This window comes from Mycobacterium sp. Root265 (assembly GCF_001428895.1).
In the GTDB taxonomy this organism is placed as follows: domain Bacteria; phylum Actinomycetota; class Actinomycetes; order Mycobacteriales; family Mycobacteriaceae; genus Mycobacterium.
In genome coordinates this window covers 36821-60473 of sequence record NZ_LMJA01000014.1, presented here as the reverse complement: position 1 = coordinate 60473, position 23653 = coordinate 36821, and the positions used below count along the sequence as shown (strand labels likewise).

Below are 23653 nucleotides of genomic sequence, written 5' to 3'. Positions count from 1 at the left end.
GACGGTGAGGGTCAGCCGACCTCGGGGCAGTAGAACTGCGGCTGGCCGCGGTACTCGACGGGCGGCAGGTTGCGCGCCGGGGTCTGCACCAGCGGGGAATCGGCGGGCAGCCGGCCCGACGCCCGGTCCACCGCGGAGCGCTTGCGCGGGTGCATCAGCGAGCGTTTGGGCAGCACCTTGCCCGCGAAGGTGATGACGCTGCAGAGCCTGTCGTGCAGCCGCTGCTGGCGCGGCGTCCAGCGGTAGCCCATCAGGTCACGCACCGGCTGGTCGTAGAGGGCCACCGTCATGAACGTCAGGAACCGCTGCATGACCTTGAGGTTCAGCGCCCACAGCGGGTCCGGGATCCACTGCAGTGAGGGATGTTTGGGCATGGTCGACAGATCCATGACCTCGCGCGCGGCGTAGTTGTTCTCCAACACGTTGCGGCACATGTGATCCCAGTACTGCTCGAACTCCTCCCAGGAGTTCGGCACCGGCCGCATGCTCATCCCGTACATCCGGTACCAGGCGACGTGCTCGTCGAACAGCTGGCGCTTGTCGGCCAGCGAGATCCCGCCGCCGAACTTCTCGGCGGCCAGCAGGGTGGACTTGAAGAACGTGGCGTGCGCCCAGTAGAAGACGTCGGGATTGAGCGCGCTGTAGCGGCGTCCCTGCTTGTCCACGCCCTTGATACCGAGGTGATAGTCGCGGACCTCGGCACCGGTCTTGGGTGCGCGCTCACCGTCGAAGACCACGCCGCCGATCGGATAGATCGAGCGCAGCAGCCGCGGGATCCGCTCGAGGAAGAAGATCGAGTGCTCTTCGACCGCCGCGCCGAGCTGGGGATGCATGTTCTGCATGGACCCGGCCCAGGTGCCCTGGAACAGGCCCGTCCATTGGCCGAAGTACCTCCAGGTCAGCGAGTCCGGTCCGAGCGGCATCGCGGGGGCGTCGTACCCGCCGGCGCTCACCGGGCAGCCTGCCGCCACCTCGGCGGTGGCCTCGGCGGATGCGCTGGTCACCGGGCACGTCTCGGACGTATCTTGAGTCACTGGCCAACTTCCGTCCCAGTCAGAATCGATTCTGACTACACTCGTTGTCACTACGCAGCTTAGGAGTGATGTGCCGTCCGGTCAACGACGTGGTCGATGGTCCGGCGTTCCCCTGCAGGATCGCCAGACACTGCGGCGCGGTGAACTCGTCGCCGCCGGGGTGACCCTGCTCGGCGGGGCGGCCGGCCCGGCGCTGACGGTGCGCGCGGTGTGCCGCGAAGCGAGCCTCACCGAGCGGTATTTCTACGAGAGCTTCACCGACCGCGACGAATTCGTGCGCGCCGTCTACGACGACGTGTGCGGCACCGCGATGAAGGCCCTGCTGTCCTCGCAGACACCGCGGGACGCCGTCGAGGCGTTCGTGGCGCTGATGGTCGACGACCCGAGCCGCGGCCGGGTGCTGCTGCTGGCGCCCGAGCGGGAACCGGTGCTCACCAAATCCGGCGCGGAGTGGATGCCCAACTTCATCGCCCTGCTGCAGCACAAACTCACCGAAATCACCGACCCGGCGTTGCAGGCAATGGTCGCGACCGGTCTCGTCGGCGCCCTGACGGCGTTGTTCACCGCCTATCTCAACGGCCGGCTGACCGCCACCCGCGAGCAGTTCGTCGACTACTGCACCGATATGTTGCTGAGCCGCGCCACCGTTCGCTGAGGTTTGCCAGCGCAGCGGCTATCAGATCGATTTGGAACCGTTATCAGACGCACAGGCAGCGTAACTTGATGTCACTGGGGGGCACAGATATATTGAGTGCTACCAACAGGTACAGATAACTGGGAGTGAACGTGTCGCAAGACCTACCCGACGTGCAATTGCTGCGCGAGCTCGAACCTGTCGTCGAGAAGAACATCAACCGGCACCTCGCCATGCGCAAGGACTGGAACCCGCACGACTACATCCCGTGGTCGGACGGCAAGAACTTCTACGCCCTCGGCGGGCAGGACTGGCATCCCGAGCAGTCCAAACTCTCCGAGGTCGCCCAGACCGCGATGGTGCAGAACCTGCTGACCGAGGACAACCTGCCCTCGTACCACCGCGAGATCGCGATGAACTTCACCATGGACGGCCCGTGGGGCTGGTGGGTAAATCGTTGGACCGCCGAGGAGAACCGGCACGGGATCGCACTGCGCGACTACCTGCTGGTCACCCGCGCCATCGATCCCGTCGAACTCGAAGAGTTGCGCGTCGAGCAGGTCACCCGTGGCTTCTCCCCCGGCCAGAATCAGCAGGGCGACCTGTTCGCGTCCACCCTGTTCGACTCCGTCATCTACGTGACGTTCCAGGAGCTCGCGACCCGCGTCTCACACCGCAACACCGGCAAGGCCTGCGAAGAGACCATCGCCGACCAGCTGCTGGGCCGGATCTCCGCCGATGAGAACCTGCACATGATCTTCTACCGCGACGTCAGCGCCGCCGGTTTGGACATGGTGCCCAACCAGGCGATGAAGTCGCTGCACCGCGTGCTGCGCAACTTCAAGATGCCCGGATACACGGTGCCCGAGTTCCGTCGCAAGGCCGTCACCATCGCCGTCGGCGGCGTGTACGACCCGCGGATCCACCTCGAGGACGTCGTGATGCCGGTGCTCAAGAAGTGGCGCATCTTCGAACGTGAGGATTTCACCGGCGAGGGCGCCCGACTGCGGGACGATCTCGGCGAGCTCGTCAAGGAGCTCCAGGACACCTGCGTGAAGTTCGAAGTGGCCAAGGAGCGCCGCCTGGAGCGCGAGCGCAAGGTCGCCGAGAAGAAGGCCATGAAGAACCTGTTGGTGACATCATCGGCAGCCTCCTAGCCCCAGCACACAGCGACACGGCCCGGTCTGGCTTACAGATCGGGCCGCTCGCTTTGCGCAGTCCGGTCGTGCTGGCTCCGATGGCGGGTGTGACAAATGTCGCGTTCCGCACACTGTGCCGTGAACTCGAGGTTGCCCGCGCCGGCACCGTCAGCGGTCTGTACGTCTGCGAGATGGTGACCGCGCGTGCCCTCGTCGAGCGCCACCCGGTGACCATGCACATGACGACCTTCGCACCCGACGAGTCGCCGCGTTCGCTGCAGCTCTACACCGTGGACCCGGACACCACCTACGCGGCGGCCAAGATGATCGTCGACGAGAACATGGCCGACCACATCGACATGAACTTCGGCTGCCCGGTGCCCAAGGTGACCAAGCGCGGCGGCGGGTCCGCGATCCCGTACAAGCGCAAGCTTTTCGGCAAGATCGTCAGGGCTGCAGTCGCCGCGACAGAAGGCACCGACATCCCGGTCACCGTGAAGTTCCGGATCGGGATCGACGACGCCCACCACACCCATCTGGACGCCGGCCGCATCGCCGAGTCCGAGGGTGCGGCGGCGGTGGCGCTGCACGCCCGCACCGCCGCGCAGCGGTACTCGGGGACCGCCGACTGGAGTCAGATCGCGGCGCTCAAGCAGCACGTGACCACCATCCCGGTACTCGGCAACGGCGATATCTTCGACGCCACCGATGCGCTGGCGATGATGGAGCAAACCGGGTGTGACGGAGTCGTCATCGGACGCGGCTGCCTGGGCCGGCCGTGGCTGTTCGCCGAGCTGTCGGCGGCCTTCAACGGGCGCCCCATCGCGACCCCTCCGACGCTCGGCGAGGTCGCCCACATCGTGCGCCGCCACGGCGAGCTGCTCTCGGCTCACTTCGGTGAGGACAAGGGCATGCGCGACATCCGTAAGCACGTCGCCTGGTACATGCACGGCTTCCCCGCCGGCGCCGACCTGCGCCGGGCGTTGGCGCTGGTCAAGACCTTGCGTGAGCTCGATGCGCTGCTCGGCGAACTCGACGGCGACGTCCCGTTCCCGGAGGTGGCCGGCGGCCCGCGTGGACGTCAGGGCTCCCCCGGATCGGTCAGCCTGCCCGCGGGGTGGCTCGACGATCCCGATGATCTGACGGTGCCCGTCGGCGCCGACGTGATGAACTCCGGCGGCTGACCTCGTCCGAGATGATCCCGAGACCGCTCCGTCACGTCATCGCGCTGTCGGACTCTCAGGTTGTCTCAGTACGATGAAAGGCCACCTGACCGGGCTCCGGTGGCGGAGCCGGGTGCAGTGCTGCTAAAAGAATGAGCAGCAGCTTTTGATTAAGCACCGATGAGAACGTGTGCAACGGCGCGCACGACCCCACGAGCCGAAGGCCGGTAGGACATGAGTGACGGCGATAACGCCACTCCTGACCGGCCCGACCGCGCGCCCGGGGAGGACAACCAATGGCTTACCCGATCTCCGCGATCGGCACCAGGCGCCACGCCGTGGGAACGCGCGCAGGCTGCTGACCCGGCCAAAGAGGCCCATTCCGACCCACCCGCGGGTAACCACACCGACGGCGTCACCGTCGCCGACCTGATCGCCAAACTGGCGGCCGACCAACCCAGTGGCGGACGCGGCCGCCGGCACCGCGCCGACCCGGTCGACGAACCGGCCCCGGCGCCGGAAAGCCCCGCCGAGATCACCGACCCGGTCGAGCCGATCGAGGCCGCGATCTTCGAGCCGGCCCCCACCGGACGCGCGCCCCGCCGCGACCCCGCCGAGCCCGTCACCGAGGTCATGCACGTGCCCTCGGCGTACGCCGCGGAACTGCCCGACCTGGCTGCCGCCCGTCCGCCGCGCCCCCTGCACACCGTGCGCCCGGCACCGGTGCAGCACCACCGGGCCCGCACCGTCGGCCGGGTGGCCGCCGCCCTCATCGCGGTGTGCGCGCTGGCTTTGACCGGCGGCGCCTGGCAATGGCAGTCGATGAAGAACAACAGCCTCAACCAGGTCTCCGCGCTGGACCCCAATTCGCGCGACATCGTGGACCCCAACGCCCAGTTCGGCGACGAGAACTTCCTGATCGTGGGCACCGACACGCGCATCGGCCAGAACAGTGAGGTCGGAGCGGGCACCACCGACGATGCCGCCGGCGCCCGCTCGGACACCATCATGCTGGTCAACATCCCGGCCGACCGCAAACGTGTTGTGGCCGTGTCCTTCCCGCGCGATCTGGCGATCACGCCGATCAAGTGTGAGCCCTGGAACCCGGAGACCGGGGTCTACGGACCGATCACCGACGAAGAATCGCCGATGTACGGCATGGAGGAGGCCTGGACCGAGACCAAGCTGAACTCGGCCTACGCCGTCGGCGGGCCCAAGTGCCTGGTGAAGGTCATCCAGAAGCTGTCCGGCCTGTCGGTCAACCGGTTCATGGCCGTCGACTTCACCGGCTTCGCCAAGATGGTCGACGCGCTGGGTGGCGTGGAGGTGTGCAGCACCACCCCGCTGGAGGACTACGAGCTGGGCACCGTGCTGGCCAACCCCGGCCGGCAGATGGTCGACGGCCACACCGCGCTGAACTACGTGCGAGCCCGCCAGGTCACCACCGAGGTCAACGGTGATTACGGCCGCATCAAGCGCCAGCAGCTGTTCCTGTCCTCGCTGCTGCGCTCGCTGATCTCCAAAGAGGTGTTCTTCAGCCTCAGCAAGCTCAACAACGTCGTCAACATGTTCATCGAGGACAGTTTCGTCGACAACATCCGGACCAAGGATCTCGTGGACCTGGGACAGTCCGTCCAGGGCGTGAACGCAGGCCGGATCACCTTCGTCACCGTGCCCACCACCGGCTACGCCGACGACTACGGCAACGAGCAACCCCGCGTCGACGACATGGCCGCCCTGTTCGAGGCGATCATCGATGACGATCCGCTGCCCGAGGAGCGCAACGCCGACAACACCCCGGTGCCCGAGACTCCCGAATCCGGCAGCGGCACAACCTCACCCGCCGACCCGGACGGCGAGGTGGTCGATGCGGTGGCCACCGAACCCGGCGCGGTCACGGTGCGGGTGTCGAACTCGACCGGCGAATCCGGGCTGGCCAGCAGCGCCGCCGATGTGTTGCAACAACATGGCTTCAACATCGACACCCCCGACGACTATCCCGGGCCGCTGACCTCGACGACGGTGTTCTTCTCACCCGGTAACGAGCAGGCCGCAGCCACCGTGGCGTCGTCGTTCCACAACGCCACCATCGAGCGGGTGACGGGGATGGGCGATGTGGTGCGGGTGGTACTGGGCTCCGATTTCAGCTCGGTGAGCCCGCCCTCTCCGAGCGGATCGTCGGTACAGGTGCACATGGTGCGCGGTACCAGCAGTGAGCAGGCCACCGAACTACCCGAGGATCTGACGGTCACCAACGCGGCGGACACCACCTGCGAATAGTTCGATCCCTCGCGCGCGAAGGGCATTCACCGTTCGTTCACCTGTGACATCGTGACCTTCGGGCCCGGCAACCGTAAGGTAATTACATGCGTACTGCGTATCAAGAACAGCTGTCTTCCTTGACCGTTCAGCTCGGCGAGATGTGTGGCCTGGCGGGCGTGGCAATGGAACGCGCGACCCAGTCCCTGCTGCAGGCCGATCTGGCGCTCGCCGAACAGGTCATCACCGACCATGACCGCATCACCGAGATCAGCGTGCGCGCCGAGGAAGCCGCTTTCATGCTGCTGGCCCTGCAGGGACCGGTTGCCGGAGACCTGCGCGCCATCGTCAGCGGGATCCAGATCGTCGCCGACATCGACCGGATGGGCGCCCTGGCCCTGCACGTCGCCAAGATCGCCCGCCGCCGCCATCCCCAGCACGCGCTGCCCGAGGAAGTCAACGGTTACTTCGCCGAAATGGGCCGCGTTGCAGTCGAATTGAGCCGCAGCGCGCAGGAGGTGCTGGACACCCTCGACCCGGAGAAGGCTGCCCGGATCCGCGAAGAAGACGATGCGATGGACGACCTGCACCGTCACCTGTTCTCGGTGCTGATGGACAAGGACTGGAAGCACGGCGTCACCGCCGCCGTCGACGTGACGTTGCTGAGCCGCTTCTACGAGCGCTTCGCCGACCACGCCGTCGAGGTGGCCCGCCGGGTGATCTTCACCGCCACCGGATCGTTCCCGGAGGACGCGACGTTCACCGAACCGCGCTGAGCTCAGCGCTCGCCGGCAACGATCCGCACGCCCTCCTTGCGGGCGGCCAGCAGGTCGCGCAGCACCGTCTCCAGCACCTGTAGATCGGCGTTGCTGTAGCGCTGCAGGAATTCGCACATCCCGCGATTCATCTCGTCGTGCAGTTCGCGGTGCGCAGCGCTGACCAGCGCGCCGTCCGCGGTGAGCTCCAGCTGGATCTCTTTTCGGTTGCCGGGCACCGGGGTGCGCACCACCAGACCGGCCTCGACCAGGCGCTGCACGTGCTTGGAGACCGTTCCCTTGAGCTGACCGGATTTGCCGGCCAGCCCGACCACGCCCACCGGCCCGTCCGCGATGGCGGCGAGCAGATGCATCGACAGTGTCGGTAGCCCACGCACGGCCTTCTCCAGCCGTTCCGGACAGCGCTGCACCATGAAATCGCGTTCCGGATCGCCGTCCTCGTCGGCGTCGAACTTGTCGCCGACCGCTCCGATCAACGTGTTGATGGCGTCGATCAGCCCGGACTTGGTTTTCATGGAAACCATATTGCCATCCTCTCGCCGTGGCCGTACATTGTTTCCATAGAAACCATATTTTAGGAAACTATGAGGAGCGCATCATGAAAGCCGCCGTCGTCACCGAATGGGGCCAATCCCCCACCTACACCGACTTCGCCGAGCCGCAAGCCGGGGACGGCACCGTCGCCGCCACCGTCGAAGCCTCGGCACTGACCAACCTGACCAAGGCACTCATCAGCGGAAAGCACTACGCCAGCGGCGAACTCACCCTTCCTGCGATCCCCGGCGTGGACGGTGTGGCCCGACTCGACGACGGCCGCCGGGTCTACACCGGCGCGGTGGCGCCCTACGGCATGATGGCCGAGCGCACCCTGATCAGTGCCCACGGAATGGTCGAGCTACCCGATGAGGTGGATGCCGTCACCGCGGCCGCCGTGCCAAATCCCGGGATATCCGCCTGGGCCGCACTGGAATTCGCCGCCGCCGTGCAGCCGGGCCAGAGTGTGTTGGTGCTGGGCGCCACCGGAGTGACCGGATCGATGGCCGTGCAGCTGGCCAAGTCGGTCTTCGGGGCCGGGCGCGTGATCGTCACCGGCCGAAACGAGAGCCGCTTGCAGTGGCTGCGCACGGTGGGCGCCGACGAGGCCATCAACCTCGGCGACGCAGACGTCAGCGAGCAGATCAGTGCACTGCACGCCGAGCATCCGTTCGACGCGGTACTGGACTACCTCTGGGGCGATCCGGCCACCGAAGCCCTTGCCGCACTGGCCGCGAGCCATCCGGCCGCGCACTATCACCGCACCCGGTTCGTCCAGATCGGATCGATGGCCGGAGCCGATATCACGCTGCCGGCCGCGATCCTGCGCGGTACCGGCATCACCATGTCCGGGGTCGGCATCGGCAGCGTGCCGCCCGAGGTGCTGGCGCGGACGCGCAACGAGGCCCTGCCACGGCTGTTCGACATGGTCGCCGCCGGCACCATCGAACTGCGCACGCTCACACGCCCGCTGGCCGAGGTCACCGACGCCTGGGCCACCGCGGAGCCGTCCGGCACCCGGGTGGTGCTGACCCCCTAGCGGCTAGCCGAAACGGCCGGAGATGTAATCCTCGGTGGCCTTCTTGGTGGGGTTGGAGAAGATCTTCTCGGTGTCGTCGATCTCGATGAGCTGGCCGGGCTTGCCGGTGGCCTCGAGGTTGAAGAACGCCGTCTGATCGCTGACCCGGGCCGCCTGCTGCATGTTGTGCGTGACGATCACGATGGTGAAGTCCTGCTTCAGCGTCGAGATCAGATCCTCGATCGCCAGCGTGGAGATCGGGTCCAGCGCCGAACACGGCTCATCCATCAGCAGCACATCGGGCTGCACCGCGATCGCGCGGGCGATGCACAGACGCTGCTGCTGACCGCCGGAGAGGCCGCCGCCGGGCTTGTCGAGGCGGTCCTTGACCTCGTTCCACAGGTTGGCACCCTTGAGCGACCGTTCGGTGGTCTCATCGAGGGTCTTCTTGTTGCGGACACCCTGCAGCTTCAGCCCGGCCACCACATTGTCGCGGATCGACATGGTGGGGAACGGGTTCGGCCGCTGGAACACCATGCCGATGGTCTTGCGCACGCCCACCGGGTCGACGCCGGCACCGTAGATGTCGTCACCGTCGAGCAGCACCGAGCCCTTGACGTAGGCGCCGGGGATGACCTCGTGCATACGGTTCAGGGTGCGCAGCACGGTCGACTTGCCGCAGCCCGAGGGGCCGATGAACGCCGTCACGCTGCGCGGTTCGACCGACAGCGACACGTTCTGCACGGCGTGGAACGCGCCGTAGTAGATGTTGACGTCTTTGAGATCAAGTCGCTTGGCCATGGTTATCTCCTAAACCTGCTAGACCTTTTTCGGGGCAAAGAACTTGGCAATGAATCGCGCACCGACATTGAGCAGCGCGATGAGGACCACCAGGGTGAGCGCAGCGCCCCACAGTCGGTCGGTCGGAACCGGATTGGCGCCCGCGCCCGCCGATGTCTGGTCGAACATCATGCCGGGCAGCGAACCCATGAAGCCGCTGAACATGTCGAAGTTCATGGCCTGGGCGTAGCCCACCAGGATCAGCAGCGGTGCGGTCTCACCCATTACACGTGCCAGCGACAGCAGGATGCCGGTGACGATGCCCGACAGCGCGGTCGGCACCACGATGGCCGAGATGGTCTTCCACTTCGGCACGCCGAGTGCGTAACTCGCCTCGCGAAGGTCCATCGGCACGATGCGCAGCATCTCCTCGGTGGCGCGCACGATGACCGGAATCATCAAGAGCACCAAGGCGAGTGACACCGCCAGGCCGGAGCGCTGGAAGCCCAGCGTCGCGACCCACAGCGCGTAGATGAACAGCGCCGCCACGATCGAGGGCACACCGGTGAGGATGTCGACCATGAAGGTGGTCACCTTGCCCAGCCGGGTCCCGCCGCCGTACTCCACCAGGTAGATGGCCACGAAGATGCCGATCGGGATGGAGATGATGGCACAGATCAGGGCCTGCAGCAGCGAGCCGACGATGGCGTGATAGGCACCGCCACCGGGCTGGAAGGCCGTCATACCGGCCTGCGAGTTCATCCACCAGGTGCTCGACAGCACCACGCCGATGCCCTTGGAGACCACCGTGTAGAGCACCCACACCAGCGGGACGATCGCGACCACCACGGACGCGGTGACCAGGACGGTGGCGAACTTGTCGGTGAACTTGCGGCGCCCGCTGACGCCCTGGAAGGTGGGAGCCTTGATCGGCTGATCCAGCGTTGCGGTCATGAGGCGGACCGGTCCTTTCCGGAGACCGCGGCACGGGCCAGCGAGTTCACCACGAACGTGAGGATGAACAGCACCAGGCCGGCGGCGATGTAGGCGCCCGCCTTGTACTGATCGTTGAATTCCGAAGCCGCCGAGGCGATCTTGCTGGCGAAGGTGAAGCCGCCGTCGAACAGCGACCAGCCGAACGCGGTCTGGGTGCCGCGCAGGATGATCAGCAGGGCGATGGTCTCACCGAGTGCACGGCCGAGGCCGAGCATGGCGCCGCTGATGTAGCCGGACATGCCGAACGGCAGCACCGTCGTGCGCACGACCTCCCAGCGGGTGGCGCCCAGCGCCAGCGCGGCCTCGATCTGGCCGCGCGGGGTCTGCACGAACACCTCGCGGGTGACGGCGGTGATGATCGGCAGGATCATCACCGCGAGCACGATGCCCGCGGTGAAGATGGTGCCACCGCCGGCCACCGACGCGTTACCGGTGGAGAACAGGAACAACCAGCTCAGGTTCTCGTTGAGCCACACCGCGACCGGCTTGATCGTCGGCGCGAGGACGTACAGACCCCACACGCCGTAGATGATCGACGGCACCGCAGCCAACAGGTCGACCAGATAGGCCAGCGGGCCCTTGACCCGCTTGTGCGCGTAGTTGGTCAGATAGATCGCGATGCCCAACGCCACCGGCATCGCCAGGATCAGGGCGAAGACCGAGACGAACACCGTGACCTGCAGCAGGTCCAGGATGCCGAAGGACATCGCCGAGGTGTCGGTGGTGATCCAGTTGCCGCCGAAGAGGAAGAAGTTCTGCTCGTTGCGGGTCAGCGCCGGGATCGCCCGCCACAGCAGGAAGATGCCGATCGCGGCGATGATCGCGATGACCAGGACGCCCGATCCGGTGGCGAGCCCGCTGAAGATGCGGTCGCCGGGGCGCACCTTCGAGTTCTTCGACGGGTTCGTCGAGATCGGGGTGGGCTCGGGGAAGGGTGCGGCGAGCGCCTCACCCGACCCCGAGTCTGATGGATTCGGAATAGTCACGGAGCTACCGTCTGAACCCTTCTCGATACCTTTGAATGTCATTCGGTCAGGCACCCATCCTCGCCTCGAATTAGCCGCTACGCCAGTGGACTAGGCAGCCGGCCCGATGGCCTCGATGGAGGTCAGCAGACGCTCCTTGAACTTCTCCGGCAGCGGCACATAGCCGGCCGAGGACAGTCCGGCCTGTCCGTCATTGGCGGCGACGGTCAGGAAGGACTTGACGGCCGCGGCGGTCTCGGCGTCGTAACCGTTCGAGCAGACGACCTCGTAGGTGGCCAGCACCAGCGGGTAGGCGCCTTCTTCGGTGGTGCCGTACAGCGAAGCCAGGTCCAGCGTCAGGTCATTGCCCTCGGCGGCGAACTTGGCGGCGTCGATGGCCTTGCCTGCCGACTCGTCGGTCAGTTCGACCGCGCCCGCACCGGTGTTGATCTGTGCGTAGGACAGGCCGGCCTGATCGGCGAAGCCCTTCTCCACGTAGCCGATGGCACCCGGGGTGGCCTGCACGGCCTGCGCGACACCGGCGGACTTCTGCGCGCCCTCGCCGGCGCCGCCCTGGAACTCGCTGCCGTCGCCCTTGGTCCATGCACCGGCCGAGGCGGCCTCCAGGTACTTCTGGAAGTTGTCGGTGGTGCCCGAGGAATCCGAGCGGAAGATCGGGGTGATATCGGTGTCGGGCAGGGTCTTGCCCTCGTTCAGTGCGGCGATGGCCGGGTCGTTCCACTTGGCGATCTGGCCCTGGAAGATCTTGGCCAGAGTGTCACCGTTGAGCACCAGTCCGTCGACGCCCTCGACGTTGTAGGCCATCGCGATGGGCCCGAAGACCAGCGGCAGGTTCCACGCCGGGTTGCCACCGCAGCGCTCGGCGGCCTGGGCCGCCTGCTCTTCCTTGATGGCCGAGTCGGAGCCGGCGAAATCGACGTTCTTCGCCACGAACTGCTCGCGGCCCGCACCCGAGCCGGTGGGGTTGTAGGAGAGATTCTTGCCCTGGCACTTCTGGCCCCACACCTGGTTGAACAGGGCGATGGCGTTCTGCTGGGCCGTCGAACCCTCGGCGGTGATGGAGTTCTTACCGCCGCAGTCCGCGGCGGCCGAGGACGTACCGGAGGCCGAACCGCTCGTGGCGGTGCTGCCGGTGTTGTTGTCGCTGCCGCACGCGGTCAGCGTGAGCGCGGCGACAGCGGTCGCCGACAGGGCCAGGCCGATATTGAGCTTCACGAATCCCACTTTCAGTTGACGGCTTCAGACTCCCCGGCAACGTATGCGGTGGCAGTGGACTGTCAGCGGCCTCAGAATGAACGGGAGGTGAACAGGTACAGCTAGTTCACAGCTGGCGCGGCGTACGCCACATCGGCGCTGTAGACGACAAACCCCAGGCGCCGATAGGTTTTCACCGCGGCGGTGTTGTTGCCCTCGACATACAATGTGACATCGGCCTCAGGCCCCAGCCGCCCGGCGAGATGATGCAGCCCCAGCAAAGTCAATTCGGCGCCGAGACCGCGGCCCTGTGCGTCCGGATCCACGCCGACGACATAGACCTCGCCGAGGCTCCGGGAGTGGACCTTCGTCCAGTGAAAGCCCAACAACGTCGGCCCTTCGAAGGCCAGGAACAGTCCGGCGGGATCGAACCAGGATTCGGCGCGCCGCTCATCGATGTCGGCCCCGGTCCAGCCGCCCTGCTCGGGATGCCAGGAGAAGGCCGCGTTGTTGACGCGCAGCAACTCGGCATCGTCCTGCGGCCCGGCATAGGTGCGGATCTCGTGGTGCCCCACGATCTCCGGCAGGTCCGACAACGAACGCCGCATCTGGAGTAACTCCCGTACCGGCTGCAGACCCAGTGCGGAGGCCAATGCCCGGGCGGGCGCCAGATCTCCGTGCGCCCAGATCCGGGTCTGCGGGCCGCCCTCGGCGAGTCCGGTGCGGATCAACTCGGTCCCGATGCCGCGGCGGCGGGCGTCGGGATGAACCACCGCCTCGGCCATCTCGGAACCGAGGTTCAGATAACCGACCACCGTGTCCCCGTCCAGGGCCAGCAGGTGACGGGTGTCGTCGCGGCTCAGCTCACGCAGCACCTGATCGCCGACCGGTGCCACCCCGTCCAGCGCGGTGGCCGCGGTGACGATGTCGGTGATCCGGGCCCGATCATCAGCGGAAAGCCCGGTGCGCCATTCGATCACTGGCTGTGCAGTGGGCCGAACGAGCCTGCGGTCGAACCGAAGTCGGATTCGCCGAGGTCCCCGTCGAGCTCACCGTCGTACTCGTCGTCCTCATCGAGCTCATCGACGGCCGGTGCCGGCGTGCGCCCACGCGCAGGCCGCACGGCCTTGTAGCCGACGTTGCGGACGGTGCCGATCAGCGATTCGTACTCGGGCCCGAGTTTGGCGCGCAGACGTCGCACGTGCACGTCGACGGTGCGGGTGCCGCCGAAGAAGTCGTATCCCCAGACCTCCTGCAGCAGCTGGGCGCGGGTGAACACCCGGCCGGCGTGCTGCGCGAGGTACTTGAGGAGCTCGAACTCCTTGTAGGTCAGGTCAAGCGGGCGGCCACGCAGCCGCGCGGTGTAGGTGCCTTCGTCGATGACGAGCTCGCCGAGCGTCACCTTGCCGACGCTCTCCTGGTCGGCGACCCCGCCGCGGCGACCGATCAGCAGCCGCAGCCGGGCATCGATCTCGGCGGGCCCGGTGCCGGGCAGCAGGATCTCGTCGAGACCCCATTCCACGTTGACGGCGACCAGCCCGCCTTCGTTGACCACGGCCACCACGGGAACCGAGGTCCCGGTGGTGCCCAGCAGGCGGCACAGGCCACGCGCAGCGGCCAGGTCGGTGCGGGCATCGACGATCGCAATATCCGCGGTTCCGGCTTCGAGCAGGGAGGACACTTCGGTCGGTGCCGTCCGTACGTTGTGCGCCAGCAGCGACAGGGAGGGCAGCACGGTGTCCGGGTGCGGGTCAACGGTCAGAAGTAGAAGTTCCAAAATGTCCTCCCGAGTCCTGGATCGTCCCCGGGACATCGGTGTCGGAGGTCATCTTCCAGATTCATGGTTGACACGTGGCCGTTACGACCGACGATCGCATAACAATACCGTGCTACCTGCTGGTTAGCAGACCCGAACCGGCGGGTGTCGGTCCGGCGACCCGGCGGGTGCGACAGAATGACCGGGTGCGCAAGCTGCTGACCGGTGTCCTCGCGACCATTCTCGCGGTGATTCTGGGCGGCGTGGGAACGGATTTCGGCGCGGCCATCTACGCCGAATACCGGCTGGCGCGCAGCGTGCGCACCGCCGCGCAGCTGCATTTCGATCCGTGGGCCAGCATCCTGGGGTTCCCGTTCATCACCCAGGCACGCGCGCATCACTACCGCGAGATCGAGATCCGGGCCAACGGCGTCGAACACCCGGTGACCGGCAGGGTGTCGCTGGAGGCCACGCTGCACTCGATCGATCTGTCGGATTCGACCTGGCTGATCGGCCCGGACGCCGAGCTACCGGTCGACATCGCCGAGAGCCGGATCATCATCGACTCGACGCACGTCGGAAAGTTCATGGGCATCAAGGACCTGCTGGTCGAGGCGCCGCAGCGAGAGAGCAACGACGCCACCGGCGGCACCACCGAATCCGGTATCTCCAGCGGCAACGGACTGATCTTCACCGGAACCCCGACGGACGCGGACTTCCACGAGCGGGTGAGCGTGGCGGTGGACCTGACGACCGGCGATGCCGACGGCAGCACGCTGGTCATGACCGCGACCGGGGTGCTGACCGGCCCCGGCACCGCCGACGAGCCGGTGCCCGAGGACAAGACCGCCGCGGTGCTGAAGGCCTTCAGTAACCGCATTCCGGGCCAGCGGCTGCCGTTCGGCCTGACGCCCACGACGGCCGGCGCCCGCGGATCCGACATCATCGTCGAGGGCATCGCCGAGGGACTAACCGTGCGCCTGGACGAGTTCAGACAGTCATGAACACTTCGCTGACGCTCGTCATCGTGATCGTCATCGCGGTGCTCGGCCTCGGGTACCTGGTGGGCAAGCTGATCACGCTGCGCTCGGGGATGATCCGGGCCGCAGCCGAGGCCTCCGATGTCGACACCAGCGGACTCGGCCTGTCCAGCACCGGTCCGACCATCCTGCATTTCAGCGCGACGTGGTGCGGACCCTGTGCGGCGGTGCGCCGGGTGGTCGACCAGGTATGCGACGAACTGCCCGCAGTGGCCCATGTGGAGATCGACATGGACGAAAATCCCGAAGCCGCACGGCGGCTTTCGGTGCTGTCGCTGCCGACCACCATCATCTTCGACGGCGACGGGCGTCCGCGGTACCGGACCACCGGCGTCCCGAAAGCCGCTGACCTGCGCTCGGCGCTCGAACCGCTATTGGCTTGATGCCGGTGCCTACGGGTATTGTGTGCGTCGTGACCGCCCGTCTTGAGCTGCTGCTCACCAAACGCCGCGCAGTTGATCTGTGCCGCACCGCGGGTTGTTGCTGTTGTTGTCGTAGCTGCTGATAGCCGCGCCCTCATCTTGGTGCGCCGCTTCCCAGGCGCCTTCGTGGCCTGCCAGTCCAGCCCAGCCAAGCAACAGGAGCATTCACATGTCAGCCAATACCGGGGCCATTGCCCAGGACCAGGTCGACGTCCGCGGACCCCGCTTCGTCGCCTGGATCACCACCGCCGTGCTGATCGTCACCCTGCTGGTCTCGACGGCCAGCGTGCCCGCGGCCGCCGTCATCCTGGGTCTGCAGACGATCGTCTTCGCCGTCGGTGCCGCACTGGGACCGCGCCGGCATCCCTACGGCGCGGTGTTCGCGGCGCTCGTCGCACCGCGGCTGAGCCCCGTCACCGAGCGTGAACCGGTCGCTCCGCTGAAGTTCGCCCAGCTGGTCGGATTCGTCTTCGGCGCCGTCGGGACCGTCGGTTTTGCGCTCGGCGCGCCGCTGGTCGGTCTCATCGCCACCGGCTTCGCACTGTTCGCCGCATTTCTCAACGCCGCCTTCGGCATCTGCCTGGGCTGCCAGATCTACCCGCTCGTCGCGCGGTTCCGCCGCGTTCCCGCCTGACCTTCACGCACCACACAACCGAAAGGAACCACTTCATGGCACGCTCCGACGTCCTGGTCTCCACCGACTGGGCCGAGAGCAATCTCGACGCGCCGAAGACGGTCTTCGTCGAGGTCGACGAGGACACGTCCGCCTACGAGGGCGGCCACATCCAGGGTGCGGTGCGCCTGGACTGGAAGACCGAGCTGCAGGATCAGGTGAAGCGCGACTTCGTCGACCAGCAGCAGTTCTCGAAGCTGTTGTCCGACAAGGGCATCGCCAATGACGACACCGTGATCCTTTACGGCGGCAACAACAACTGGTTCGCCGCCTACGCCTACTGGTACTTCAAGCTCTACGGGCACGAGGACGTCAAGCTGCTCGACGGCGGACGCAAGAAGTGGGAGCTCGACGGCCGCCCCCTGGTCACCGAGGTGCCCGAGCGGGCCGCGACGTCATATTCGGCCAAGGCGCCCAATAACGACATCCGCGCCTTCCGCGACGAGGTCATCGCCGCGATCGGTGAGAAGAACCTGGTCGATGTCCGCTCCCCCGACGAGTTCTCCGGCAAGATCCTGGCCCCGGCGCACCTGCCGCAGGAGCAGAGCCAGCGCGCCGGCCACATCCCCACCGCCATCAGCGTGCCGTGGAGCAAGGCGGCCAACGAGGACGGCACCTTCAAGTCCGACGAGGACCTGGCCAAGCTGTACGCCGAGGCCGGCCTGGACGGCGACAAGCTGACCATCGCCTACTGCCGCATCGGGGAGCGCTCGTCGCACACCTGGTTCGTGCTGCAGGAGCTGCTGGGTCACAAGAACGTCAAGAACTACGACGGTAGTTGGACGGAATACGGTTCCCTGGTGGGAGCCCCGATCGAGTTGGGAAGTTGATATGTGCTCTGCACCCAAGCAAGGACTGACGTTGCCCGCCGGCGTCGACCTGGAGAAGGAAACGGTCATCACCGGCCGTGTCGTGGACGGCTCGGGCCAGACGGTCGGCGGCGCGTTCGTGCGCCTGCTGGACGGCTCCGACGAGTTCACCGCCGAGGTCGTCGCGTCGGCCACCGGTGACTTCCGGTTCTTCGCGGCCCCGGGCAACTGGACGCTGCGGGCGCTGTCCCCCGCCGGCAACGGCGATGCCAGCATCGCCCCGACCGGTGCCGGCATCCACGAGATCGACGTCAAGGTCGCGTAGTCACTCCACCGGTCACCGCGCTCGGGCCTCGACTCGAGCGCGGTGACCTCTGGCGGTTAGGATCATCCCGTGGTTCTGTTCTTCGAATTCCTGCTCGTGGTGGCCGTCGTCGTCATCACCTGGTTTGCGCTGTACGCCGTCTATCGGCTCGTCACCGACGAGGGGTGAGCTCCGACAGCGACGCAGCGGTTCCCGGCTCGGGTGACCGGGCGGTGGCCTCTGCGCTTGAACGGGCCAAGATCACCGCGGCCCGCAACATCCCGGCCTTCGACGATCTGCCGATCGCCGCGGACACCGCGAATCTGCGCGCGGGTGCGGACCTCAACCCCGCGCTGCTTGCCCTGCTGCCGCTCGTCGGCGTGTGGCGCGGTGAGGGCGAGGGCCGCGATGCCGACGGTGACTACCGGTTCGGCCAGCAGATCATCGTCTCCCATGACGGCGGCGACTATTTGAACTGGGATTCGCGGTCCTGGCGGCTGAACGCCGACGGCGAGTTCGCGGCCCCCGACCTCCGCGAGACCGGCTACTGGCGGTTCGTCAACGACCCCGCCGATCTCGACGAGACCCAGGCCATCGAGCTGCTGCTCGCCCACTCCGCCGGCTACGTCGAACTGTTCTACGGCAGTCCGCTCAACCAGGCATCCTGGGAGCTGGCCACCGACGCCCTGGCGCGCAGCAAGTCCGGCGTGCTGGTGGGCGGCGCCAAGCGCCTCTACGGGATCGTTGAGGGCGGCGACCTCGCCTATGTCGAAGAGCGGGTGGACGCCGACGGCGGCCTCGTGCCGCATCTGTCGGCTCGGCTGGTCCGCTTCATCGGCTGACACCCACGCCACGACGGGCACCGAGCTCGCTGACCGACCCCAGACATGGAGCAGCCCCCGAGCCGTTCGTCTTGGTTGGACCAACCAAGGGCTCGGGGGCCGGGTGGCTGCTTGGAATTCGCCAGCGCTCGCAGGATGCACGATGCGCGTGTGCGAAAGAGCCAAGAGACCCATCACACTCCTGGTGCTGCTAGCTAGCAGCCACCTCACTTGTCCGTATGTCACTCAATTTCTCGGACCACCTCCTCTCCTGTGTACGAGCGACCGTACTCCCGGAACCGTGACCCGACAACCGATTTAGCGCGACATCGCGAGGTCCACCAGACGGGCCAGCTCGCCCGCGGCCGGCGCCGGCCGCAACGCCACACCGTCGAGGGTGTGCACCCGCGCACCCAGCGTCACCGCGGAGACCAGCCAAACCCCTTGGGCAGCAAGGAGATCCGCGACGGTCAGCGCGCGGTAGGCGCTGCGCGGCGCGATCGCGAACAGCGCGCCGACGGTGGTGCCCGCCAGGATCGGCAGGCTCGGCGGCGGGCTGAGCAGAATTTCGCTCTGCGCGATCACCACCGATGAGCGCGGTCCTTCCAGCACCGCCCCGTCGTCATCGACGAAGATCGCGTCACCGGCGCCGCGGCGCGACGCCTCCCGCAGGGCGGCGACATTGAGGGCGTAGGACAGCGATTTCGCGCCCGTCAGCGCACCGCGCGGCCCGGGATTCAGCGTGACCGCGGCCAGTCCGTCCCGGCGGGCGGCAACAGCGCGGGCGGGCACCGCGGACACCGCCACGAACGACGCCCCCCGCCCGTACAGCAGCCGCAGCACGCCGTCGGCAATACCGCCCCAGTGAGCCGCCGCGACATCCACCGCCGCACGCCAGCGGTCCGGGTCCGGGCGGGGCAGCCCGGCGATCGCGGCGGAGCGGTCCAGCCGCGCCAGATGGGCGTCCAGCAGGCAGGGCCGGCCGTCCCGCAACAGCGTGGTCTCGAAGACACCGTCACCGCGGGTGAGCACCGGGTCGACGGCCCGCACCAGCGGTGTGGACGGGTCGTGCCGGACGCCGTCGAGATCCACCACGACGTCCGCGGATCGGGCCACCATGGGGCAGAGCGTAACCGCCGTAGCATTGGCGGTATGTCCGCAGTTCCCGCACCAGAAACAGGACCAGACGCCGGCGCGGTCTGGCATTTCGGCGACCCGTTCGGCGAGCAACGAGCCGCGGAGGGGGCCGCCGTGGTGGTGGACCGCTCGCACCGCGCGGTCCTGCAACTGACCGGAGCGGGGCGGCGCAGCTGGCTGCACACCATCTCCAGCCAGCACGTCAGCGACCTGCCCGACGGCGTCGTCGTCGAGAATCTGAGCCTGGACGGTCAGGGTCGTGTCGAAGATCACTGGATCCAGACCGAGCTCGACGGGATCACAGTGCTGGACACCGAACCGTGGCGTGGTGAACCGCTGCTGGGCTTCCTGCGCAAGATGATCTTCTGGGCCGACGTCACCGTCGACCCCGCCGACCTCGCGGTGCTCTCGCTGCTGGGACCCGGGCTGTCCGAACCCCGGGTGCTGACCGCTCTCGGGGTCGAGGCGCTGCCGGCTCCGTGGACCGCGGTGGCACTGCCCGCGGGCGGATTCCTGCGCGGCACCTACCCCGGTGAATACGACGTGCTGGTGCCGCGGTCCACCAAGGACGGCTGGATCGATGCGCTGATCGCCGCGGGTGTCACCAGGGCCGGCGTGTGGGCCTATGAGGCGCACCGGGTGGCCGCCGCCCGCCCGCGACTCGGCGTCGACACCGATGAGCGCACCATTCCGCACGAGATCGGCTGGATCGGCGGGCCCGGCGTGGGCGCGGTGCACCTGGACAAGGGCTGCTACCGCGGCCAGGAGACCGTCGCGCGCGTACACAACCTCGGAAAACCGCCCCGCATGCTGGTGCTGGTGCACCTGGACGGGTCCGCGGACCGCCCGGCGACCGGCGATCCACTGCTGGCCGGGGGACGGGCGGTGGGCCGGCTGGGCTCCGTCGTCGACCACATCGACGACGGTCCTATCGCTCTGGCGCTGGTGAAACGAACCCTGCCGGTCGACACCGAACTGACCACCGGAGGCGAGTCGGCGGTGGCCGCCGTCATCGACGCGGACTCGGTCCCCGACGTCGACGGCGTCGGCGCGGGGCGCCTCGCGGTGGAGCGACTGCGCAGCGGAGGCGGTTAGGAACCGCGGCAAGGAAGGGCCTACCAGCGGCCCGCCGCGGGGCACGGTAAAGTGTTGGCAGGACAATTAGACACACACAGATCGGAGCCGCCTGCACGTCGGGCCGCTCCGTTATTGCGCGAGGGGGTCCCAATGGGCCGCGGCCGAGCTAAGGCAAAGCAGACCAAGGTTGCTCGTGACCTGAAATACAACACGCCGGAGACTGACTTCGAGCGGCTTCAGCGCGAGCTGTCCAACAGCAGCGCGGCCGACGACTTCAAGGGCAGCTCCGACGATTTCGCGGGCCCCGCGGACCGTTATGCCGACGAGGACGACTGGCGGCGCTGACCGCCCCGGCGGCGCGCCGCGCGTTCCCTCAGAACCGCGGGTGCTGGCCGACGAGCTGAGCTCGCGCCCCATCCTTCGTACCCTTTGCGACGGTTCCGACCGTCCAGCAGGCGAGGTGGCGCGCGGTCAGAATCGCCAACGCGCGGTCGGTGTCCTCCGGCGCGACGATGGCGACCATGCCGACGCCCATGTTGAACGTCTTCTCCATCTCGGCGCGCTCGATGCGTCCGCGCTGGGCGATCATGCCGAACACGGGTGCGGGCGTCCAGGTGCCGCGATCCACCTCGGCCACCAGGCCGGGCGGGATGATGCGTTCCAGGTTGCCGGCGAACCCGCCGCCGGTGACGTGGCAGAAGGTCCGCACATGGGTCTCGGCGGCCAGCGCCAGGCAGTCCTTGGCGTAGATGTAGGTCGGCTCCAGCAGTTCCTCGCCGAGGGTGCGGCCGAACTCCTCGACATGACCTGACAGGTCCATCCGGTCGATCTCCAGCAGCACCTTGCGGGCCAGCGAGTAACCGTTGGAATGCAGACCGGTCGAAGCCATCGCGATGATCACGTCACCGGGCTTGACCCGTTCCGGGCCCAGCACGTCGTCGGCCTCCACGACACCGACGCCGGTGGCCGAGATGTCGTAGTGGTCGGGTTCCATCAGCCCGGGATGCTCGGCGGTCTCGCCGCCCAGCAGGGCACACCCGGCGAGCACGCACCCGTCGGCGATACCCGACACGATCGCGGCGACCCGCTCCGGCACGGTGCGTCCGACGGCGATGTAGTCCTGCAGGAACAGCGGCTCGGCGCCACACACCACCAGGTCGTCGACCACCATGGCGACCAGGTCCAGCCCGACGGTGTCGTGCTTGTCCATCGCCTGGGCGATGGCCAGCTTGGTGCCGACGCCGTCCGTGGAGGACGCCAGCAGCGGCTCGCGGTAGCCGTCGCGCAGCGCGAACAGCCCGGCGAACCCGCCGAGGCCGCCACGGACCTCGGGCCGGGTGGCCTTCTTGGCGAGGGGTTTGAACAACTCGACGGCACGATCGCCCGCCTCGATATCCACTCCGGCGGTTGCATACGAGATGCCGTGTTGTTCGGCGCGGCCTTTACCCATGGTCACCGGCTCGCCAGTCGAAACTCGCTCATCGGGCCCAAGGTTACCGGTCGCACACCCCAACCACTGCATGGGCGGTGACCTCATCGCATTCAGCCGACTGCTTCCGCGCACGCCGGCGCTGTGACAGCGTGTCCGGTCATGACACCAATTCGCTCATTGTCGCTGGCTGCCGTCGTGTCCGCGGCGGTGTGCTGCCTGCCCGCCGCCGGGGTCGCGTCCGCCACACCCAGCATCGGGGTCGAGGCGCGGATCCTGTCCCAGTCCACCCTGTACGGGCAGGACTTCATCACCAAGGAACTCACCATCGCCCCTGGCGGGAGCACCGGCTGGCACTGGCATCCGGGCCAGGTGTACGGCGTCATCCGGGCCGGCACGCTCACTCATTACGGCTCGGACTGCGAAGTCGACGGCGTCTACCCCACCGGCGGAACCATCACCGAGCAGAGCGGGACCGGGTACATCCACCTCGGCCGCAACCTCGGCCCCGACCCACTGGTGATGTGGGTCGGCTACATCGATCCGGCCGGTTCCCCGCAGGCCAACCCGGTACCGAACCCGGGCTGCCCGTTTGAGTGAGGCCATCTGCGGTCATCCAGGGACCTGTCGGCTCCGAATACGTCATGAGAGCCCATCATGAATCGGAGGACCCGTGCCGGACACGAACCCACGCTGCTTGGTCACGGGAGCAACGGGATACATCGGCGGGCATCTGGTGCCTGCGCTGCTGGAGCGTGGCTACTCGGTGCGGGCGCTGGCCCGGACCCCAGCGAAACTGGACGACCGTCCCTGGCGGGACCGCATCGAGGTGGCGCGCGGCGATCTCGGTGACCCCGACTCGCTGACCGCGGCGTTCGAGGGCACCGACGTCGTCTACTACCTGGTGCACTCCATGGGCACCTCCAAGGACTTCGTCGCCGAGGAGGAACGCTCGGCACACAACGTGGTGGCGGCCGCCAAGCGCGCCGGTGTGCGCCGCATCGTCTACCTCAGTGGCCTGCACCCCGAGGGCACCGAACTGTCCCGCCACCTCAAGTCCCGCGCACTGGTCGGCCAGATCCTCATCGATTCGGGCATCGAGACGGTGGTGTTGCAGGCGGGCATCGTGATCGGGTCGGGTTCGGCGTCGTTCGAGATGATCCGGCACCTCACCGACCGGCTGCCCGCGATGACGACACCGAAGTGGGTGCACAACAAGATCCAGCCGATCGGGGTCGATGACGCGCTGCACTATCTCGCCGAGGCCGCGACCGCACCGGTTCCGGAGTCGCGAACCTGGGACATCGGCGGGCCCGACGTGATGGAGTACGGCGCGGCCATGCAGGGCTACGCCGATATCGCCGGCCTGCGCCCCCGGGTGATCGTGGTGCTGCCGTTCCTGACGCCCACGATCGCGAGCTGGTGGGTCGGGCTGGTCACGCCGATCCCGTCGGGCCTGGCCCGGCCGCTGGTCGAGTCGCTGGAATGCGATGCGGTGATGCACGAGCACGACATCGACGGGGTGATCGCACCCCCGGGCGGCGGCCTGACCAGCTACCGGGACGCGGTGCGCGAGGCGCTGGCCCAGGACGGCACGGGCGCCCGCGGCGGCAAGCGCCACCTGCTGCGGTTCAGCTCGGCGGCACCCGAGTAGTCAGGGACGCCACGACGG

Annotated in this window: 27 protein-coding genes; 17 read left to right on the top strand and 10 right to left on the bottom strand. The window is 67.5% G+C overall.

Annotated features, from left to right (window positions below; genetic code table 11):
• Positions 1 to 11: 11 nt before the first annotated feature.
• Positions 12 to 1034, bottom strand: a complete 1023-nt coding sequence (locus tag ASE48_RS15080; RefSeq protein ID WP_057167923.1) for an oxygenase MpaB family protein — start codon at positions 1032 to 1034, stop codon at positions 12 to 14.
• A 70-nt stretch (positions 1035 to 1104) separates the two neighbouring features.
• Between ASE48_RS15080 and ASE48_RS15075 the strand changes: the two genes are divergently transcribed.
• The 5 genes from ASE48_RS15075 to phoU all read left to right on the top strand — a co-directional run bounded on the left by ASE48_RS15075 (position 1105) and on the right by phoU (position 7005).
• The gene (locus ASE48_RS15075; protein ID WP_057167922.1) at positions 1105 to 1689 is read left to right on the top strand and encodes a TetR/AcrR family transcriptional regulator; all 585 of its coding nucleotides are present in this window, start codon (positions 1105 to 1107) and stop codon (positions 1687 to 1689) included.
• 131 nt (positions 1690 to 1820) lie between these two features.
• Positions 1821 to 2825, top strand: a complete 1005-nt coding sequence (locus tag ASE48_RS15070; protein ID WP_057167954.1) for an acyl-ACP desaturase — start codon at positions 1821 to 1823, stop codon at positions 2823 to 2825.
• Positions 2810 to 3991: a tRNA dihydrouridine synthase DusB gene (gene dusB / locus ASE48_RS15065; RefSeq protein WP_268766305.1), complete on the top strand. Its 1182-nt coding sequence runs from the start codon at positions 2810 to 2812 to the stop codon at positions 3989 to 3991. Before ASE48_RS15070 ends, dusB begins: the two co-directional genes overlap by 16 nt.
• Positions 3992 to 4204: 213 nt before the next feature.
• The gene (locus tag ASE48_RS15060) at positions 4205 to 6250 is read left to right on the top strand and encodes an LCP family protein (protein WP_057167921.1); all 2046 of its coding nucleotides are present in this window, start codon (positions 4205 to 4207) and stop codon (positions 6248 to 6250) included.
• Positions 6251 to 6336: 86 nt separating this feature from the next.
• Positions 6337 to 7005, top strand: coding sequence for a phosphate signaling complex protein PhoU (gene phoU, locus ASE48_RS15055; RefSeq protein ID WP_057167920.1), 669 nt, complete (start codon positions 6337 to 6339; stop codon positions 7003 to 7005).
• Between the two features lie 2 nt (positions 7006 to 7007).
• Here phoU and ASE48_RS15050 read toward each other — a convergent pair whose 3' ends face one another.
• Positions 7008 to 7520 (bottom strand): MarR family winged helix-turn-helix transcriptional regulator, encoded by a 513-nt coding sequence (locus ASE48_RS15050; protein WP_057167919.1) that lies wholly within the window; start codon positions 7518 to 7520, stop codon positions 7008 to 7010.
• Between the two features lie 83 nt (positions 7521 to 7603).
• Here ASE48_RS15050 and ASE48_RS15045 point away from each other — a divergent pair, with 83 nt between their 5' ends.
• The gene (locus ASE48_RS15045) at positions 7604 to 8578 is read left to right on the top strand and encodes a quinone oxidoreductase family protein (RefSeq protein WP_057167918.1); all 975 of its coding nucleotides are present in this window, start codon (positions 7604 to 7606) and stop codon (positions 8576 to 8578) included.
• Positions 8579 to 8581: 3 nt separating this feature from the next.
• Here the strand turns inward: ASE48_RS15045 and pstB are convergent, their stop codons facing one another.
• From pstB to ASE48_RS15015, 6 genes are all read right to left on the bottom strand, one after another.
• Positions 8582 to 9358, bottom strand: coding sequence for a phosphate ABC transporter ATP-binding protein PstB (gene pstB / locus ASE48_RS15040; protein ID WP_057167917.1), 777 nt, complete (start codon positions 9356 to 9358; stop codon positions 8582 to 8584).
• 18 nt (positions 9359 to 9376) lie between these two features.
• Positions 9377 to 10291 carry a phosphate ABC transporter permease PstA gene (pstA, locus tag ASE48_RS15035; protein ID WP_057167916.1) on the bottom strand — a complete coding sequence of 305 codons (915 nt, stop codon included), beginning with the start codon at positions 10289 to 10291 and terminating at the stop codon, positions 9377 to 9379.
• Positions 10288 to 11361 (bottom strand): phosphate ABC transporter permease subunit PstC, encoded by a 1074-nt coding sequence (gene pstC / locus ASE48_RS15030; protein WP_057167915.1) that lies wholly within the window; start codon positions 11359 to 11361, stop codon positions 10288 to 10290. Before pstC ends, pstA begins: the two co-directional genes overlap by 4 nt.
• 48 nt (positions 11362 to 11409) lie before the next feature.
• Complete coding sequence (gene pstS, locus ASE48_RS15025) at positions 11410 to 12543, bottom strand: phosphate ABC transporter substrate-binding protein PstS (RefSeq protein ID WP_162264233.1); 1134 nt, start codon at positions 12541 to 12543, stop codon at positions 11410 to 11412.
• A 92-nt stretch (positions 12544 to 12635) separates the two neighbouring features.
• Positions 12636 to 13493 (bottom strand): mycothiol synthase, encoded by an 858-nt coding sequence (gene mshD / locus ASE48_RS15020; RefSeq protein ID WP_082614206.1) that lies wholly within the window; start codon positions 13491 to 13493, stop codon positions 12636 to 12638.
• The gene (locus ASE48_RS15015) at positions 13490 to 14293 is read right to left on the bottom strand and encodes a winged helix-turn-helix transcriptional regulator (protein WP_162264234.1); all 804 of its coding nucleotides are present in this window, start codon (positions 14291 to 14293) and stop codon (positions 13490 to 13492) included. The genes mshD and ASE48_RS15015 overlap by 4 nt, the downstream gene beginning before the upstream one ends.
• A 164-nt stretch (positions 14294 to 14457) precedes the next feature.
• Here ASE48_RS15015 and lmeA point away from each other — a divergent pair, with 164 nt between their 5' ends.
• The 7 genes from lmeA (at position 14458) to ASE48_RS14985 (ending at position 18359) form a co-directional block, all read left to right on the top strand.
• Positions 14458 to 15273, top strand: a complete 816-nt coding sequence (gene lmeA, locus ASE48_RS15010; protein WP_156409210.1) for a mannan chain length control protein LmeA — start codon at positions 14458 to 14460, stop codon at positions 15271 to 15273.
• Positions 15270 to 15692, top strand: a complete 423-nt coding sequence (locus ASE48_RS15005; protein WP_057167912.1) for a thioredoxin family protein — start codon at positions 15270 to 15272, stop codon at positions 15690 to 15692. The genes lmeA and ASE48_RS15005 overlap by 4 nt, the downstream gene beginning before the upstream one ends.
• Entirely contained in the window at positions 15692 to 15814 is a 123-nt protein-coding gene (locus ASE48_RS33810) for an Ms5788A family Cys-rich leader peptide (RefSeq protein ID WP_370517663.1), read from the top strand. Before ASE48_RS15005 ends, ASE48_RS33810 begins: the two co-directional genes overlap by 1 nt.
• 86 nt (positions 15815 to 15900) lie before the next feature.
• The gene (locus tag ASE48_RS15000) at positions 15901 to 16365 is read left to right on the top strand and encodes a DUF4395 domain-containing protein (protein ID WP_057167911.1); all 465 of its coding nucleotides are present in this window, start codon (positions 15901 to 15903) and stop codon (positions 16363 to 16365) included.
• A gap of 35 nt (positions 16366 to 16400) precedes the next feature.
• Complete coding sequence (locus tag ASE48_RS14995) at positions 16401 to 17234, top strand: sulfurtransferase (RefSeq protein ID WP_057167910.1); 834 nt, start codon at positions 16401 to 16403, stop codon at positions 17232 to 17234.
• Position 17235: 1 nt separating this feature from the next.
• Complete coding sequence (locus tag ASE48_RS14990) at positions 17236 to 17538, top strand: DUF1416 domain-containing protein (RefSeq protein ID WP_057167909.1); 303 nt, start codon at positions 17236 to 17238, stop codon at positions 17536 to 17538.
• A 164-nt stretch (positions 17539 to 17702) separates the two neighbouring features.
• The gene (locus tag ASE48_RS14985) at positions 17703 to 18359 is read left to right on the top strand and encodes an FABP family protein (protein ID WP_057167908.1); all 657 of its coding nucleotides are present in this window, start codon (positions 17703 to 17705) and stop codon (positions 18357 to 18359) included.
• Positions 18360 to 18656: 297 nt separating this feature from the next.
• Here ASE48_RS14985 and ASE48_RS14980 read toward each other — a convergent pair whose 3' ends face one another.
• Entirely contained in the window at positions 18657 to 19454 is a 798-nt protein-coding gene (locus ASE48_RS14980; RefSeq protein ID WP_442928724.1) for an aminodeoxychorismate lyase, read from the bottom strand.
• 36 nt (positions 19455 to 19490) lie between these two features.
• On the opposite strand from ASE48_RS14980, the gene ygfZ reads away from it, so the two are divergent.
• Together ygfZ and ASE48_RS14970 are read left to right on the top strand one after the other, a co-directional pair.
• Positions 19491 to 20570 (top strand): CAF17-like 4Fe-4S cluster assembly/insertion protein YgfZ, encoded by a 1080-nt coding sequence (gene ygfZ, locus ASE48_RS14975; protein ID WP_057167906.1) that lies wholly within the window; start codon positions 19491 to 19493, stop codon positions 20568 to 20570.
• 132 nt (positions 20571 to 20702) lie between these two features.
• Positions 20703 to 20897 carry a DUF3073 domain-containing protein gene (locus tag ASE48_RS14970; RefSeq protein ID WP_057167905.1) on the top strand — a complete coding sequence of 65 codons (195 nt, stop codon included), beginning with the start codon at positions 20703 to 20705 and terminating at the stop codon, positions 20895 to 20897.
• Between the two features lie 28 nt (positions 20898 to 20925).
• Here the strand turns inward: ASE48_RS14970 and purM are convergent, their stop codons facing one another.
• Positions 20926 to 22002: a phosphoribosylformylglycinamidine cyclo-ligase gene (gene purM, locus ASE48_RS14965; RefSeq protein ID WP_057167950.1), complete on the bottom strand. Its 1077-nt coding sequence runs from the start codon at positions 22000 to 22002 to the stop codon at positions 20926 to 20928.
• A 141-nt stretch (positions 22003 to 22143) separates the two neighbouring features.
• Here purM and ASE48_RS14960 point away from each other — a divergent pair, with 141 nt between their 5' ends.
• Both ASE48_RS14960 and ASE48_RS14955 read left to right on the top strand, forming a co-directional pair.
• Positions 22144 to 22581 (top strand): cupin domain-containing protein, encoded by a 438-nt coding sequence (locus ASE48_RS14960; protein ID WP_057167904.1) that lies wholly within the window; start codon positions 22144 to 22146, stop codon positions 22579 to 22581.
• Positions 22582 to 22654: 73 nt separating this feature from the next.
• Positions 22655 to 23635, top strand: a complete 981-nt coding sequence (locus tag ASE48_RS14955) for an NAD(P)H-binding protein (protein WP_057167903.1) — start codon at positions 22655 to 22657, stop codon at positions 23633 to 23635.
• Positions 23636 to 23653: the final 18 nt, after the last annotated feature.